This is a genomic window from Rhizobacter sp. P5_C2 (assembly GCF_054049715.1).
The window spans coordinates 1-14548 of sequence record NZ_JBFULV010000135.1 but is presented as its reverse complement, the minus strand read 5'-3'; the positions used below and the strand labels follow the sequence as shown (position 1 = coordinate 14548).

Sequence of the window (14548 nt, the reverse complement as noted above, 5' to 3'; positions counted from 1 at the left end):
GGGTGGGCCGGCGGCAGCGGGGCCGGCGGGCGCTCGGGGCGCGGGTAGACGAGCACCTGGGCGGCCGGCCGCCACACCGCCCAGGCGCGGAACAACCCGAGCGGAAAGCGCGTCTCGATGCTGATCGCCGGCACCTCGTGCAGCCCGCGCGTGGCGGGAACGAAGCTGACGTGCGCCGGGGCCTGGCCGCCGGCCGGCACGTCGGCCCAGGTCAGCGTCGCCGCGTCGGCGGATTCGAGGCGCAGGCCGATGCCGAAGCGTTCGGAGGCCGGGCTCGTCAGCGTGACCGCGAGCGGCGCCGCATCGCTGGCGAACCCGGCCGCCGGCGGGCGCAGGTGCAGCGTCATGCCGCGCAGCGTGTTGTGCGTCAGGTGCATCGAGACGATGCCGCTGCCGGCCAGCAGGAAGGTCAGCACGTAGCCGAGGTTGAGCTGGTAGTTGATCGACGCGACCAGCAGCACCATCAGCGTCAGCGCGAACATCAGCCCGGCGCGGGTCGGCAGGATGTAGACGTTGCGCTGCGTCAGCAGCAGCGTGTCGGTGCGCGGCACCCTGGCTTGCCACCAGGCGCGAAAGCGCTGGCGCACCGCGCCGGCGGCGAGCGTGAACGGGCGCAGTGGGAGCTTCAGGGCGTCGGCGGCCTGCATGGTGGCGGCAGGCGTCGGGTCAGGGCAGGGAGATCGACTCGATCATCGCGCGCACTTGCTCGCGTGAACCGCGGCCGGCGCCGGCCACCGGCACCAGCCGGTGCGAGACGGTCTGCGCGAGGATCGCCTGCACGTCGTCGGGCGCCACGTAGTCGCGCGAATCGAGCAGCGCGTGCGCCTTCGCGGCGCGCAGCACCGCGATGCCGGCGCGCGGGCTCAGCCCGTCGACGAACCAGGTGCCGCTGCGCGTCGCGCCGATCAGCGCCTGCAGGTAGTCGAGCAGCGCGTCGGAGGCGTGCACGCGCAGCACGTCCTGCTGCGCCGACAGCAGGTCCTGCGGCGTCATCACCGCGCCCAGCCCGCCGATCGCCTCGCGCCGGTCGATGCCGGCCAGCAGCGCGCGTTCGCTCGCATGGTCGGGGTAGCCGAGCGTGATGCACATCAGGAAGCGGTCGAGCTGCGACTCGGGCAGCGGGTAGGTGCCGAGCTGGTCGGTCGGGTTCTGCGTCGCGATCACGAAGAACGGCGACGGCAGCGCGCGCGTCTCGCCTTCGATGCTGACCTGGTGCTCTTCCATCGCCTCGAGCAGCGCGCTCTGCGTCTTCGGGCCGGCGCGGTTGATCTCGTCGGCCAGCAGCACCTGCGCGAACACCGGGCCGGGGTGGAACACGAAGGCTTCCTTGCTGCGCTCGTAGATGCTGACGCCGATCAGGTCGGACGGCAGCAGGTCGGCGGTGAACTGGCTGCGCGAGAACTTGAGCCCGAGCGAAACCGCCAGCGCATGCGCGAGCGTCGTCTTGCCGACGCCGGGAACGTCCTCGATCAGCAGGTGGCCGCCGGCCAGCAGGCAGGCCACGCAGTCACGGATCTGGGGGCGCTTGCCGACGATGATCGTGCTAATCTGATCGATCAGGCGGTTCAGGTGGGGAAGGGCTTTCAACAGGTCCGTGCTCATGCAGCCACCATACCTGAAACCGCCTCGATTCCGGACCCTGAACACCGATGCCCACTGCGTTCTTCAGCCATCCCGAGTGCCGGCAGCACGACATGGGCCGCGGCCACCCCGAGTGCCCGCAGCGCCTCGACGCGATCAACGACCACCTGCTGGCGACCGGCCTCGACATGGCGCTCGAGCGCCGCGACGCGCCGCTGGTCGACCTGCACGATGTGGCGCTGGCGCACGAGAGCCTGTACGTCGCCGAGCTGCGGGCCGTGCTCGAGGAACTGGCGGCCTCCGGCGAAAGCCGCGCGCTCGACCCCGACACCGTCGCGAACGCTGGCACCTGGCGCGCCGTGCAGCGCGCCGCCGGGGCCGCGGTGGCGGCCACCGATGCGGTGATCGACGGCCAGGTCGACAACGCGTTCTGCGCGGTGCGCCCGCCCGGCCACCACGCGACGCGCAACGAGACCATGGGCTTCTGCTTCTTCAACAACGTCGCGATCGCGGCCCGCCATGCGCTGGACGTGCGCGGCCTCGAGCGGGTGGCGGTGGTCGATTTCGACGTGCACCACGGCAACGGCACCGAAGACATCCTGGCCGGCGACGAGCGCGTGCTGATGGTCAGCTTCTTCCAGCACCCGCTGTATCCGTACAGCGGCGGCGTGCCGAAGGGCGACAACATGCTGAACCTGCCGCTGCCGCCGTACACCCGGGGTGCCGAGATGCGCGAGATCGTCGAGGCGATGTGGATGCCGCGGCTCGAAGAATTCAAGCCGCAGATGATCTTCGTGTCGGCCGGCTTCGATGCGCACCGCGAAGACGAGCTCGGCCAGCTCGGCCTGGTCGAGGCCGACTACGAATGGCTCACGCGCCGCATCAAGGCCGTGGCCGACCGCCATGCCGGCGGGCGCATCGTCTCGTGCCTGGAGGGTGGCTATGCGCTCGGCGCGCTGGCGCGCAGCGTCGCGGCACATCTGCGGGTGCTGGCCGACCTGTGATTTCCGCGGGCCGCGCGGCGGCCCTTCCCCTGTTGACAAGAAGCGAGCGATTCACCGATGAATTCGTCCCTGGGCGTCCAAGATTTCAACGAACTGCTGCGCGACCTGGCCACCACCAGCGCGCTGACCGAGGCGGCGGTGCTGCTCGGTTGCCTGGGCCTGTCGTGGCTGGTGTGCATGCTGCTGCGGCGCATGGTCAAGGTCAACGGCGCGGTCATCTTCGGCCGCAACGTGGTCGACGGCGTGCTGTTCCCGCTGGTGGCGCTGGTGCTGGCGGTGATCGCGCGGCACCTGCTGATGGGCGTCGTGAAGGTCGCGGTGTTCCGCGTCGCGATCCCGATCCTGCTGTCGCTCGCGCTGATCCGTTTCGCCGTGCGGGTGCTGTCGGCGGCCTTCCCGAACTCCAGCTGGATGCGCGCGACCGAGCGCACGATCTCGTGGATCGCATGGATCGCCGTCGTGCTGTGGATCACCGGCGTGATGCCGGCGGTGCTCGAAGAACTCGACAGCGTGCGCTGGCAGGTGGCCGGCGGGATGGTCTCGCTGCGCACGATGATCGAGGGCGCGCTGACGGCCGGCGTCGTGATGGTGATGGCGCTGTGGCTGTCGTCGGCGATCGAGCGCAAGATCATCCACGGCACCGGCGACGACCTGTCGATGCGCAAGATGGTGTCGAACATCGTGCGTGCGCTGCTGCTGTTCGTCGGGCTGCTGTTCGCGATGTCGGCGGTCGGCATCAACCTGACGGCGCTGAGCGTGCTGGGCGGTGCGGTGGGTGTCGGCCTCGGTTTCGGCCTGCAGAAGATCGCGGCCAACTACATCAGCGGCTTCGTGATCCTGGCCGAGCGCTCGCTGCGCATCGGCGACATGGTCAAGGTCGACAACTTCGAGGGCCGCGTCACCGACATCCGCACGCGCTACACGGTGATCCGTTCACTGGGCGGGCGCGAGGCGGTGGTGCCGAACGAGATGCTGATCACGCAGCGGGTCGAGAACCTGTCGCTGGCCGACCCGCGGGTGCTGATCCAGACGATGGTGCAGGTGGCCTACGGCACCGACGTGCGGGCGCTGCAGCCCAAGCTGGTCGACGCGATCCTGAAGGTCGAGCGGGTGATCGCCGACCCGGCGCCGGGCGTGCAGTTGTCGAATTTCGCGGCCGACGGGATGGACCTGACGATCAACTTCTGGATCCGCGACCCGGAGAACGGGCAGGGGCAGGTGAAGTCGGACGTGCACCTGGCGGTGCTGGACGTGCTGAATGCGGAAGACATCCAGATCCCGTTCCCGCAGCGCGTGATGCACACCATCGTCCGGCACGAAGGGCCGGACGGGGTGCCCATCCCTGTCTCACAGCCCGAGCGGCCGTGAACCCTCAGGGGGCGATCAGCGCGTTCAACGCCCGCAGGTCATCCGGCTTCAGCTGGCCGGCCGCCTGGCGCAGCTTCAGGCTGTTGACCAGCACGTCGTAGCGCGCCTTCGCGAGGTCGCGCCGTGTCGTGAACAGCTGGGTTTGCGCGTTCAGCACGTCCAGGTTCACCCGCACGCCGACCTTGTAGCCGAGCTGCGTGGCTTCGAGCGCGAGCTGGCTCGACGACTCGGCGGCTTCCAGCGCCGTCACCTGCGCCTGGCCCGACTGCACGCCGTAGAACACCTGGCGCGTCGCCTGCGCGGTGCCGCGGCGTGCCGAGTCGAGCAGGTTGCGCGACTGCTCTTCGAGCTGCAGCGTTTCCTTCACGCGGTTCTGGATCGCGAAGCCGGCGAACAGCGGCACCGTCATCGTCAGCGCGACGTCGGAGCTGGTCACCCGGCCCGACGCGTCGAGCGGATTGGTGATCTTGGTGTGGCCGCGCCCGTAGTTGCCGCTCAGGCCGACTGTCGGCAGGTGCCCGGCACGCGCCTTCTCGGTCTCGAGCTTCGAAATGTCATACCCGAGCTGCGCCCGGCGCACCGTCGGCGAGGTGTCGGTCTGCGACACCCAGGCTTCGACGTTGTTCGGCGTGGTGGCCGGCAGCGCGACCGGCGTCGCCAGCGGCTTCGGCACGACGCCGTCGCGGCCCACCAGCTGGTCGAGCGCGATGCGCTTGGTGCGCAGGTCGTTGTCGGCCGCGATCTCCTGCGCCGTGGCCAGGTCGAAGCGGGCCTGCGCCTCGCGGGTGTCGGTGATCGTCGCGGTGCCGACCTCGAAGTTGCGCTTGGCCGAGGCCAGCTGCTCGGCGATGCCGTTCTTGTTGGCCTGCGCCGTCGCGAGCGCATCCTGCGCCGCCAGCACGTCGAAGTAGGCCTGCGCCACGCGGACGATCAGGTCCTGCTCGGCCGTCTCCAGGTCGGCGCGCGAGATGTCGACGCCCAGGTCCGCCTGGTCGATCGTCTTGTCGTTGGCACGGTTGAAGATCGTCTGCGATGCGTTCAGCCCGGCGGTGGTCGAACGGCTGGTCGATTCGCTCAGCGGCGTCTCGCTGTCGCTGCGTCCGGCCTGCAGCTGCGCCCCGACCTGCGGCCGGCGCAGCGCATGCGCCTGCTCGGCCTTGTACTGCACCGATTCGGCCTGCGCCCTGGCCGCCAGGTAGGTCGCGTCGTAGCCGCGCGCCGTGTCGTAGAGCTCGGCCAGGCTTTGCGCCTGCGCGAAGGGCGCGGCGCCGGTCAGGGCGGCGCAGGCCAGCACCAGGCGGCTGAGCTTCGGCAAACGGGTCGGGGACACAGCGGACATGGGACGTTCCTTGGGGGATGGGTGATCAGGAATCAATAGAGCGGCACGGACGCGTCGACCTCGCGGGACCACGCGTCGATGCCGCCGGCAATGTTGTACACGTCGGCGTGGCCCTCGCGCTCGAGGAATGCGACGACCTGCAGACTTCGCATGCCGTGGTGACACAAACCCAGGATGGGCTGCGCCGCATCGAGCTCGCCCAGGCGCTGCGGGATCTCGCGCATCGGGATGCAGACGGTGGGCACGCCCGGCACGGCCAGCGACGCGGTCTGCACCTCCCACGGCTCGCGCACGTCCAGGATCACCGGGCGGGCCTCGGGGCCGAAGCTCGCGAGGAGTGCCGGCACGTCGGTGACTCGAACCTGTTGCATGTCGCGGTGTGTCTTCAGAAGTGGAAACGCGACGGCTCGTCGAAGCCCAGCAGCCGGGGCGCGACGGTGTCGAACAGCTCGACGCTGCGGAAGTCGGCCTCGCCGACGCGCGTGACCAGCGTCGCGCGCATCACCGGTTCCTGCCCGACGATCGCGGCGAGGCGCCCACCCACTTTCAGTTCATTGAGCAGCGCCGACGGCACCGCGGCGATCGAGCCCGACAGCAGGATCACGTCGAACGGGCCGGCGGTCGGCAGCTTCTTCGAGCCGTCGCCCTCGACCACGCTGACATTGGCGACCGCCGCGCGGCGCAGGTTGTCGGCGGCCAGCCGGGCCAGCTCGGGCACGATCTCCAGCGTCACCACCTGGCGCGCCTTGTGCGACAGCAGCGCGGCCATGAAGCCCGAGCCGGCGCCGATCTCGAGCACGCGCTCGTGGCGGCGCACGTTCAGTTCCTGCAGCAGCCGGGCCTCGACGCGCGGTGCCAGCATCTGCTGGCCGCCCGGCAGCGGGACCTCGGTGTCCATGAAGGCCATCGCGCGGTAGGCGGCCGGCACGAAATCCTCGCGCTTGATCACGCCCAGCAGCGTCAGCACGCCGGGGTCGAGCACGTCCCACGGGCGGATCTGCTGCTCGATCATGTTGAAGCGGGCTTGTTCGACGGTCATGGCGGCGTTCCTCCGGAGGCAGGGTGGGGTGGGGGCAAACCCGGCATTTTAGAGGGCGCCCACCTGCGCCTGGCCCAGGTCGCGAGGTCGTCGAGGTAGCAGTAGATGACAGGCACGACCACCAGCGTCAGCAGCGACGAGGTGATGACCCCGCCGATCACCGCCTGGCCCATCGGCGCGCGCTGCTCCGRGCCCTCGGACAGCGCGAACGCGAGCGGCACCATGCCGAAGATCATCGCGAGCGTCGTCATCAGGATCGGGCGCAGCCGCACCTCGGCGGCATGCAGCAGCGCTTGCTCGCGGGTCATCGGCGGCTCGTCGTGATCGAGCCCGTGGTCGCCGCGGTGTTCGCCGGCGCGCGAGCGGATCGCGAAATCCACCAGCAGGATCGCGTTCTTCGTCACCAGGCCCATCAGCATCACGATGCCGATGATGCTGAACATGTTCAGCGTCGAGCGGAACATCAGCAGCGCCAGCACCACGCCGATCAGCGTCAGCGGCAGCGAGCTCATCAGCGCGAGCGGCTGCAGGAAGCTGCGGAACTGGCTCGCGAGGATCATGTAGATGAAGACCACCGCCAGCGCCAGCGCGCCGACCGCATAGGCGAACGACTCGTTCATGTTCTTGGTCGAGCCGCCGAACACGTAGCGGTAGCCCGGCGGCCAGCTGATGGTGTCGAGCGCGCGGCGGATGTCGGCCGAGACATCGCCGGCGCTGCGGCCGTAGGCGTTGCCGTCGATGTTGATCTCGCGGTTCAGGTCGCGCCGGTTGATCTGGTTCGGGCCGGTCGACGGCGTGACCTCGGCCACCTGCGACAGCCGCACCGAGCGCGCCGAGCCGTCGGCCGCCGCGCCGACGTTGATCGGCAGGCGCTGCAAGTCTTCGAGCGTGTGGCGGCTGTCGGGCGTCAGGCGCACGTTGACGTCGTAGTTCTCGCCGTCGGGGGCGCGCCAGTTGCCCACCGTGGTGCCGGCCACCAGTGTGCGCAGGCTGTTCGCGAGCGCATTGACGTTCAGCCCGACATCGGAGGCGGCGTCGCGCTTCACGTCGATCGCGACGGTCGGCTTGTCGGGCTTCAGCGTGGTGTCGAGGTCGACCAGGCCGGGGATCGCGCGCAGCTTCAGGTCGAGCTGGGCCGACAGCCGTGCGAGCTCGGCCAAGTCGGCGCCCTGGATCGAGAACTGCAGGCTCTTGCCGCCGCCCAGGTCGGTCGGGCCGATGTTGGTGACGGTGATGCCGGGGATGCGCGACAGCCGTTCGCGCAGCGCCACGCTGAGCTCGTTCAGGTTGCGGCTGCGGTTCGCGCGGTCGACCAGCCGCACGTAGGTGGAACCATAGATCTTGCCGAGCGCGTTGCCGCTGTTGATCGTGGTCACGGTGTGGCGCACCTCGGGCATCTCGCGCAGCACTGCGTCGATCTGCTTCGCGCGCATTTCGGTGACCTCGATCGACGAGCCGACCGGCGTGTAGAAGTTGACCTGCGTCTCGGAGAAATCGGCCTTCGGCACGAACTCGGCGCCGAGCACCGGGATCAGGAAGAAGCTGCCGACAAAGGTGGCGAGCGCGATGACCAGCGTCGCGGGCTTGTGCGCGAGCGCCCACCGGAGGATCTCCTGGTAGGCGCGCGACAGCCACCGCGTGAAGCGGTCGAACGCGCCGGTCACGCGACCGATGGTCTTGTCGTAGAGCGTCACCGGCGGGCCGTGGCGCACGCCGTGCGCAGCCGGGTCATTCCAGATGCTCGACAGCATCGGGTCGAGCGTGAAGCTGACGAACATCGAGATCAGCACCGCCGCGACGATGGTCAGCCCGAACTCGTGGAAGAACTTGCCGACGATGCCGCCCATGAAGCCGATCGGCAGGAACACCGCGACGATCGACAGCGTGGTGGCCAGCACGGCGAGGCCGATCTCGTTGGTGCCGTCGAGGGCGGCCTGGTGCGCGCTCTTGCCCATCTGCACATGGCGCACGATGTTCTCGCGCACGACGATCGCGTCGTCGATCAGCAGGCCCACGCACAGGCTCAGCGCCATCATCGTGATGGTGTTGATCGTGAAGCCGAACACGTACATGAACAGGAAGGTGCCGATCAGCGCGATCGGCAGCGTCAGGCCGGTGATGATGGTCGAGCGCCACGAGTTCAGGAACAGGAAGACGATCAGCACCGTGAGGGCCGCGCCCTCGAACAGCGTGCGCTTGACGTTGGCCACCGAGACGCGGATGCCGCGCGAGCTGTCGCGGTTGACCTCGACGCGGATGCCCGGCGGCGTCAGCGCGGCCGAATCGGCCAGCGCCTTGTTCAGCCCGTCGACCACCTCGATGGTGTTCTCGCCCTGCGATTTCTGCACCGACAGCAGCACGGTGCGCTGGCCGTTGTAGAGCGCGAGGCTCTCGATCTCCTGCGGGCCGTCGACCACGTCGGCGACCTGCCACAGCTTGACCGCATTGCCGCCGTTCGCGCCGCGGCGGGCGACGATGACCTCGCGGAAGTCTTCCGGCCGCTTCAGCCGCGCGTTGATCTGCACCACGCGCTCCTGCTCGCGGGTGCGGATCGAGCCCATCGGCAGCTCCTGGTTCTCGCTGCGCACCGCGGCGACGACCTGGTCGACGCTCAGGCCGAGGGCATCGAGCGCGGCCGGCCGCACGTAGACGTTGATCTCGCGCTCGACGCCGCCGATCACGCTGACCGCGCCGACGCCGCGCACGTTCTCGAGCCGCTTCTGCAGCACCTGGGTGGCCCAGGTGGTCAGCTCCTGCGGCGAGCGCCGGCCGTCGGCGGACAGCACCGCGACGTTGAAGATCGGCTGGCTGGCCGGGTCGAAGCGCGAGATGCGCGGCTCCTTGACCTCGTCGCGCAGGTTCGGGCGGATCAGCGCGACCTTCTCGCGCACGTCGTCGGCGGCCTTGCGCCCGTCGACGTCGAGGTTGAACTCGACGATGACGACCGCCGTGCCTTCATACGAGCGGGAGTACAGCGAGTTGATGCCGGCGACGGTGTTGACCGCCTCCTCGATCTTCTTGGTGACCTCGCTCTCGACGATCTCGGGCGAGGCGCCGGGGTAGTCCATCTGCACGACGACGGTCGGGAAGTCGATGTTCGGGAACTGGTCGACCGCGAGGCGCTGGTAGCTGAACAGCCCGAGCACGACGAAGGCCAGCATGACCATCGTGGCCATCACCGGGTTGCCGATCGAGACGCGGGTGAACCACATGGTGCTGCGGGCGCTGGAGGCTCAGGGGGCCGAGGCCGCACCGGTGACGCGCACGGCCGTGCCTTCGCGCACCTGGCCGACGGTGCCGCGCAGCAGCGTCATGCCGTCGGCGGCGCCTTGCAGCAGCTCGACGAGGCTGTCGCGCTCGGCACCCGTGCCGCGGGCGCCCAGCGTCACCGGGCGCTGCGCGACCTTGCCGTCGACCACCGCCAGCACATAGGGCCGGGCCTGGTCGACGCGCACCGCGTTGGCCGGTACGACCAGCGCGGTCTTGCGTTCGATCTCGATCGCGCCGCGGGCGAACAGGCCCTGGCGCAGGCCGGGCTGCGGCAGCAATTCGAGGTAGACCATCACCGCCCGCGTGCCCGACTGCGTGCTCGGGTTGATGCGCACGACCTTGGCTTGCGCGGGTGCGGCGAGCCCGTCGACCTGCAGCGTGGCCGCCTGGCCGACCTGCACCGAGCCGACGTCCTCGGGGGCGACGGCAGCTTCGAGCTCGATGCGCGACAGGTCGACCACCTCGACCAGTTTGGTGTCGATGGCGACGCGCTCGCCCGGCTGCACCGCGCGCACCGAGACGATGCCGTTGATCGGCGCGACCAGCTGCGCATCGGTGCGCGACTTGCGGGCCAGGTCGACCGCGGCGACGGCCGCGCCATAGGTGGCCTGGGCCGAGGCCTCGTTCGACACCGAGGTCTCCAGGCCGGTCGCCGAGATGAAGCCTTGCGCGACCAGCGCCTTGTTGTTCTCCAGCGCGCGCCTGGCGATGTCGAGCTGGCCGCGCGCCGACGCGGCGTTCTGCTCGGCTTGGCGCAGGCGCAGTTCGACCTCGGTGGTATCGAGCTGGCCGATCACCTGGCCGGCCTTCACGGTGTCGCCTTCGCGCACCGTCAGCGACTTGACCTCGGCCGCGACCTTCGCGCGCACCACCGCGCTGTTGACCGCCTTCAGCCCGCCGGACACCGCGAGCGTGCGGGCGAATGGCTGCGCGTGCAGCACCAGCAGGTCAGCCGGCGAGAGCTCCAGCGCCGACGGCGCCTTGGGGGCGCCGAGCGCGGCCTGCTCCTGCTTGCGGGCGCTCAGCGCGCGCGCGACGAAGCCGCCGATCAGCGCGACGACGACGACGGGAACGGCCCACTTCACCCAGCGTTTCATGAGAGGTCGGGCTTCGGGTGGCGCTCGATGCCGCGGGTGACGGTGTCCATGTGTCGGTAGACGAAATCGTGGGGGGACATCAGCGACGGCACCGGCGAGCAGGCGCCCAGCGAGTGCTTGTGCATGCACAGCATGATCATCGGCAGGATCAGCGAGTGCACGGTGGATTCGACGTCGACGGGGCGGAACTCGCCGGCGTCGATGCCGCGCTGCACGATGCCACCGACCAGTTGCGAGCCGGGCTCGACCACCTGCTCTCCGTAGTACTCGGCGATGTCGGGGAAGTTGCGCACCTCGGTGACGATCAGCTTGAAGACGGCCGACGCCGGGCTCTCGAAGATGCGCAGCCACCAGCGCGGCAGCACCTCGCGCAGCACCTGGGCGTTGCTGCCGGTGAAGGCGAGCACCTCGTCGACGCCGCTCTGGATCTCGGTCGACACCCGCTCGCGGATCACCGCCTTCAACAGCTCTTCCTTGCTCGGGTAATACAGATACAGCGTGCCCTTGGACACCCCGGCCGCGGCCGCGACCTCTTCCGACCGGGTCGCGGAGAAACCCTTTTCAGAAAACAACGCCAAGGCCGCGTCCAGCAGTTCCTGCGGACGGGCCTCTTTGCGGCGTTGGCGGGCGGGGATCGGGGGAGGGGTACTCATGGACTGGTACTGACTGACTGGTCAGTAATGTAGGCGATGGGGATGCGGAGGGTCAAGCCGGGGCGGGGAACCCCCTGTTCGCAGCCCGGGCCCTGTGCGGCCGGCCGCTATCATCGGCGCTCATTTTTGCCGGGGAATGCGATTGGACTTCGTACTGTTGTTGAAGGCGGCGGTGATGGGCGTCGTCGAGGGCCTGACGGAATTCCTGCCGGTGTCGAGCACCGGGCACCTGATCCTGGCGGGGTCGTTGATGAACTTCAACGATGCGCGGGGCAAGCTGTTCGAGATCGTGATCCAGTCGGCGGCGATCCTGGCCGTGGTGTGGGAGTTTCGCGGCCGCATCGGCGGCGTGCTGGGCGGGCTCGGTCACGACCCGAAGGCGCGGCGGCTGCTGCTGAACGTCGGGATCGCGTTCCTGCCGCTGGCGGTGCTGGGCCTGCTGTTCGGCAAGGCCTTGAAGGCGAACCTCTTCAATGCGCCGACGGTGGCCACCACCTTCATCGTCGGCGGGCTGGTCATCCTGTGGGCCGAGCGGCGCCAGCACAGCGTGCGGGTGCATTCGGTCGACGAGATGACGCCGCTGGACGCGCTGAAGGTCGGCATCGCGCAGGCCTTCGCGCTGATTCCCGGCACGAGCCGTTCGGGCGCCACCATCATCGGCGGCATGCTGTTCGGGCTGTCGCGCCAGGTGGCGACCGAGTTCACCTTCTACCTGGCGATCCCGACGCTCGGGGTCGCGTCGGCGTACTCGCTGTACAAGGAGCGCGCGCTGCTGTCGGCCGACGACCTGGGCATGTGGGTGGTCGGCATGGTCGCGGCCTTCGTCTCGGCCTTCTTCTGCGTGCGCTGGCTGCTGCGCTACATCTCCACGCACACCTTCGTGCCGTTCGCGTGGTACCGCATCGTGTTCGGCATCGTGGTGCTGGTGACGGCCTGGAGCGGGGTGGTCACCTGGGCGGAGTGAAGGGCCAAGGCGTGAACGGTGCGAAGAGCGGCGGCAGGCGCAGCTCGACGCCATCCTGTTTCGCCCGCTGCGAGAGATCGGCCATCGTCGTGCCGAAGTCATCGAACAGCAGCGGCATCGCCTGCAGCGGCTGGTCGAGTGGCAGCCAGAAGTCATCCCAGTGGATCGGCACGACGCGCTTGGCGCCGGTGAGTTGCACCGTCTCGTGCCAGTAGGCGCTGCGGTAGGCGTCATCCTTGCGGCCGAGCGTTCCGACACCGAGGAACACGGTGTCGACGCGGCGCCCGGCCAGCGCGCCGGGGATGAAGCCGGCGCTGCCCTCGATCAGCCAGCGCCCGCCGGACGCATGCTCGACGACGATGGACCACACCTGGCCCTCGCGCCAGACCGGCGCCCGCGTCGGCGGCACCACCGGCGCCATGATGTTCTCGACCGAGACCCCGTCGCTCCACGGCGTCGGGCTGTGGCGTGAGGCGATGAAGCTCAGGCTGAACTTGCCGAGCGTGACGGTGTCGCCGGGCTGCACCTCGCGCAGCTGCGCCGGCGGCAGTCCGGCGCCGAAGCCGATCTGCATCGTCGAGTTCGAGCCGATCAGCACCGCGCCGGTGCGCAGCGCGACGGTGGGCGAATCCATCGCGTGGTCGTAGTGGGAGTGCACCGGCACCACGGCTGCGAGCCTGGTGATGCCCAGGCGCTTCAGCGCGCTGTCGATGGCCGCGGCATCGGGGCCGATGCGCCCGAAGAAGGTCTGGCGCATGCCGGGCCGCGAGAAGAAGCCGTCGGTCATCCAGGCGGTTTCTCCGTCGTCGAACAGCAGCGTCGCGACGCCGGCGAAGCGCACCGTCACCGCCGCACCGGCGGGCGCGGGCGGCAGGGTCAGGGCTTGGTAGTCACCGACGGAGGGATGGCGCCGCGCCTGGACCACCAGGAAGGCGATGGCCAGGACCAGCAGCACCGCGAGCGCCAGCGCGGCGCGCCGAACCCAGCGAAGGAGCACGAATCAGGCGGCGGGGTGAGCGAGGTCGCGCAGCACGGTCGGGCCGACGCGGCGCTCGATCTCGGCCAGGATCGGCCGGCCCCAGCCGAGTGCGAACAGCACTTCGGCGGTCACGAACATCGGGCCGACCAGCAGTCCGACGATGTCGTCGACGAAGGCCGGTTTGCGCCCTTCGTAGTAGTGGCCGATGAACTGGATGACCCAGCCCAGCACGAAGCTGCCGATGCCCCAGCCCAGCCAGCTGGCGAGGCTGCCGCCCGACACCTGCTGTGCCAGCGCGATCAGCACGCCGTTGACGAGGCTGACGGCGAGCCCGAGTGCCAGGTTGCCCCGCGTCAGATACCAGACCACCGAGAGGCCCCAGGCGATCCAGGCGGGGGTGAGCGCGAGGTTGCCGAGGGTGAAAGCCGGTTTGGCGAGCAGCACGCCGATCGCGAACACGATCAGCGGGATGCCGGCGAAATGGGTGGTGATGTTGCGGCGGTCGCGGTGGTAGGCCGCGTACTGCGACAGGAGGTCCAGGGCCGAACGTTGTCTCGTCATGGTGTTCTCCGTGGTCTGAAGCCAGGGCTGCGGTCGGATGCCCCATCTTAGAACGGTTGCCGCCGAGCGCAAGTCGGGGAATGTGACGCCTTGCACGCGGTGTGTTTGCTCGCCTGAGCTCGCAAAGGCGCGGGTGGGGAGGCTGTGGCGCGTCTGCGCGTGCAAAGGCGCGGGTGGGGAGGCCGTGGCTCGCCGGACGGGGCGGTCTTCGCCCCTCTCGGGGCGAAGACTTCCCTCCGCTGACTGGTTTCATGGCCCGTCGCCGAAACTCCCGCCACTCACTTCGTTCGTTGTGGTCAAACAGTCGGCGACAGTCAGTTGACGATCGCGCTGCGCGCGGGGCCATGAAACCAGCCAGCTCCGGCGCCCCGTCCCTATTGGCGCTCCACAGCCTCCCCACCCGCGCCTTTGCCGCCACCGCCGCGCTGTGTTTGAGGGAAAAGACTGAACTGACAGACGAAGCGCGCCAAGGCTCGCATGCTCAACCGTCTGTTCAATCTTTTCCCCCCAAACAGAGCAAGTGGTTCTGCGCGGCGGGTGGCGGGAGGGGGTGGGGGCGATTTCTGGGGCGACGAAGAAGATCGGCTTTGGGGATGGCGTGCGCCAGCACGCTTCGTAGACATACTCATCGGCACTGTTTGACCACAACGAACGAAGTGAGTGGAGGGAGTTTGCCGATGCATCCCCAAAGCC

12 protein-coding genes and 1 pseudogene are annotated in these 14548 nt (G+C 69.3%); 3 read left to right on the top strand and 10 right to left on the bottom strand.

The genetic code is table 11. From position 1 onward, the window contains the following. Nucleotides 1–647, bottom strand: a pseudogene (locus ACXJLU_RS29890) (DUF58 domain-containing protein); the annotation flags it as partial. A gap of 19 nt (nt 648–666) precedes the next feature. Next, entirely contained in the window at nt 667–1602 is a 936-nt protein-coding gene (locus ACXJLU_RS29885) for an AAA family ATPase (RefSeq protein WP_457337300.1), read from the bottom strand. A gap of 47 nt (nt 1603–1649) precedes the next feature. Here ACXJLU_RS29885 and ACXJLU_RS29880 point away from each other — a divergent pair, with 47 nt between their 5' ends. Together ACXJLU_RS29880 and ACXJLU_RS29875 are read left to right on the top strand one after the other, a co-directional pair. Continuing rightward, nucleotides 1650–2585: a histone deacetylase family protein gene (locus ACXJLU_RS29880; RefSeq protein WP_457337298.1), complete on the top strand. Its 936-nt coding sequence runs from the start codon at nt 1650–1652 to the stop codon at nt 2583–2585. Nucleotides 2586–2642: 57 nt separating this feature from the next. Further along, entirely contained in the window at nt 2643–3953 is a 1311-nt protein-coding gene (locus ACXJLU_RS29875; protein ID WP_457337297.1) for a mechanosensitive ion channel family protein, read from the top strand. A gap of 4 nt (nt 3954–3957) precedes the next feature. Here ACXJLU_RS29875 and ACXJLU_RS29870 read toward each other — a convergent pair whose 3' ends face one another. The 6 genes from ACXJLU_RS29870 to ACXJLU_RS29845 are packed head-to-tail and all read right to left on the bottom strand — an operon-like array spanning nt 3958 to nt 11351. Further along, nucleotides 3958–5292 carry a TolC family outer membrane protein gene (locus tag ACXJLU_RS29870; protein WP_457337295.1) on the bottom strand — a complete coding sequence of 445 codons (1335 nt, stop codon included), beginning with the start codon at nt 5290–5292 and terminating at the stop codon, nt 3958–3960. A gap of 32 nt (nt 5293–5324) precedes the next feature. Continuing rightward, nucleotides 5325–5663 carry a rhodanese-like domain-containing protein gene (locus tag ACXJLU_RS29865; protein ID WP_073466776.1) on the bottom strand — a complete coding sequence of 113 codons (339 nt, stop codon included), beginning with the start codon at nt 5661–5663 and terminating at the stop codon, nt 5325–5327. Between the two features lie 14 nt (nt 5664–5677). Next, nucleotides 5678–6331: a protein-L-isoaspartate O-methyltransferase family protein gene (locus tag ACXJLU_RS29860; RefSeq protein WP_073466775.1), complete on the bottom strand. Its 654-nt coding sequence runs from the start codon at nt 6329–6331 to the stop codon at nt 5678–5680. Continuing rightward, nucleotides 6328–9543 (bottom strand): efflux RND transporter permease subunit, encoded by a 3216-nt coding sequence (locus ACXJLU_RS29855; RefSeq protein ID WP_457337292.1) that lies wholly within the window; start codon nt 9541–9543, stop codon nt 6328–6330. Before ACXJLU_RS29855 ends, ACXJLU_RS29860 begins: the two co-directional genes overlap by 4 nt. A 21-nt stretch (nt 9544–9564) precedes the next feature. Continuing rightward, nucleotides 9565–10698 (bottom strand): efflux RND transporter periplasmic adaptor subunit, encoded by a 1134-nt coding sequence (locus ACXJLU_RS29850; RefSeq protein WP_457337290.1) that lies wholly within the window; start codon nt 10696–10698, stop codon nt 9565–9567. Then, entirely contained in the window at nt 10695–11351 is a 657-nt protein-coding gene (locus ACXJLU_RS29845) for a TetR/AcrR family transcriptional regulator (RefSeq protein WP_073466772.1), read from the bottom strand. The genes ACXJLU_RS29850 and ACXJLU_RS29845 overlap by 4 nt, the downstream gene beginning before the upstream one ends. 142 nt (nt 11352–11493) lie before the next feature. Here ACXJLU_RS29845 and ACXJLU_RS29840 point away from each other — a divergent pair, with 142 nt between their 5' ends. Then, on the top strand, nt 11494–12315 hold the full coding sequence (locus tag ACXJLU_RS29840; RefSeq protein WP_457337288.1) for an undecaprenyl-diphosphate phosphatase: 822 nt from the start codon (nt 11494–11496) through the stop codon (nt 12313–12315). Here the strand turns inward: ACXJLU_RS29840 and ACXJLU_RS29835 are convergent. Continuing rightward, complete coding sequence (locus ACXJLU_RS29835; protein WP_457337286.1) at nt 12299–13312, bottom strand: MBL fold metallo-hydrolase; 1014 nt, start codon at nt 13310–13312, stop codon at nt 12299–12301. The two genes, ACXJLU_RS29840 and ACXJLU_RS29835, sit on opposite strands and share 17 nt — an antisense overlap. A gap of 3 nt (nt 13313–13315) precedes the next feature. After that, nucleotides 13316–13855, bottom strand: coding sequence for an Mpo1 family 2-hydroxy fatty acid dioxygenase (locus tag ACXJLU_RS29830; RefSeq protein WP_457337284.1), 540 nt, complete (start codon nt 13853–13855; stop codon nt 13316–13318). Nucleotides 13856–14548: the final 693 nt, after the last annotated feature.

Coding starts and splice junctions, on each gene's coding strand:
- ACXJLU_RS29885 (WP_457337300.1), bottom strand. CDS start 1,602: ATGAGCACGGACCTGTTGAAAGCCCTTCCCCACCTGAACCGCCTGATC.
- ACXJLU_RS29880 (WP_457337298.1), top strand. CDS start 1,650: ATGCCCACTGCGTTCTTCAGCCATCCCGAGTGCCGGCAGCACGACATG.
- ACXJLU_RS29875 (WP_457337297.1), top strand. CDS start 2,643: ATGAATTCGTCCCTGGGCGTCCAAGATTTCAACGAACTGCTGCGCGAC.
- ACXJLU_RS29870 (WP_457337295.1), bottom strand. CDS start 5,292: ATGTCCGCTGTGTCCCCGACCCGTTTGCCGAAGCTCAGCCGCCTGGTG.
- ACXJLU_RS29865 (WP_073466776.1), bottom strand. CDS start 5,663: ATGCAACAGGTTCGAGTCACCGACGTGCCGGCACTCCTCGCGAGCTTC.
- ACXJLU_RS29860 (WP_073466775.1), bottom strand. CDS start 6,331: ATGACCGTCGAACAAGCCCGCTTCAACATGATCGAGCAGCAGATCCGC.
- ACXJLU_RS29850 (WP_457337290.1), bottom strand. CDS start 10,698: ATGAAACGCTGGGTGAAGTGGGCCGTTCCCGTCGTCGTCGTCGCGCTG.
- ACXJLU_RS29845 (WP_073466772.1), bottom strand. CDS start 11,351: ATGAGTACCCCTCCCCCGATCCCCGCCCGCCAACGCCGCAAAGAGGCC.
- ACXJLU_RS29830 (WP_457337284.1), bottom strand. CDS start 13,855: ATGACGAGACAACGTTCGGCCCTGGACCTCCTGTCGCAGTACGCGGCC.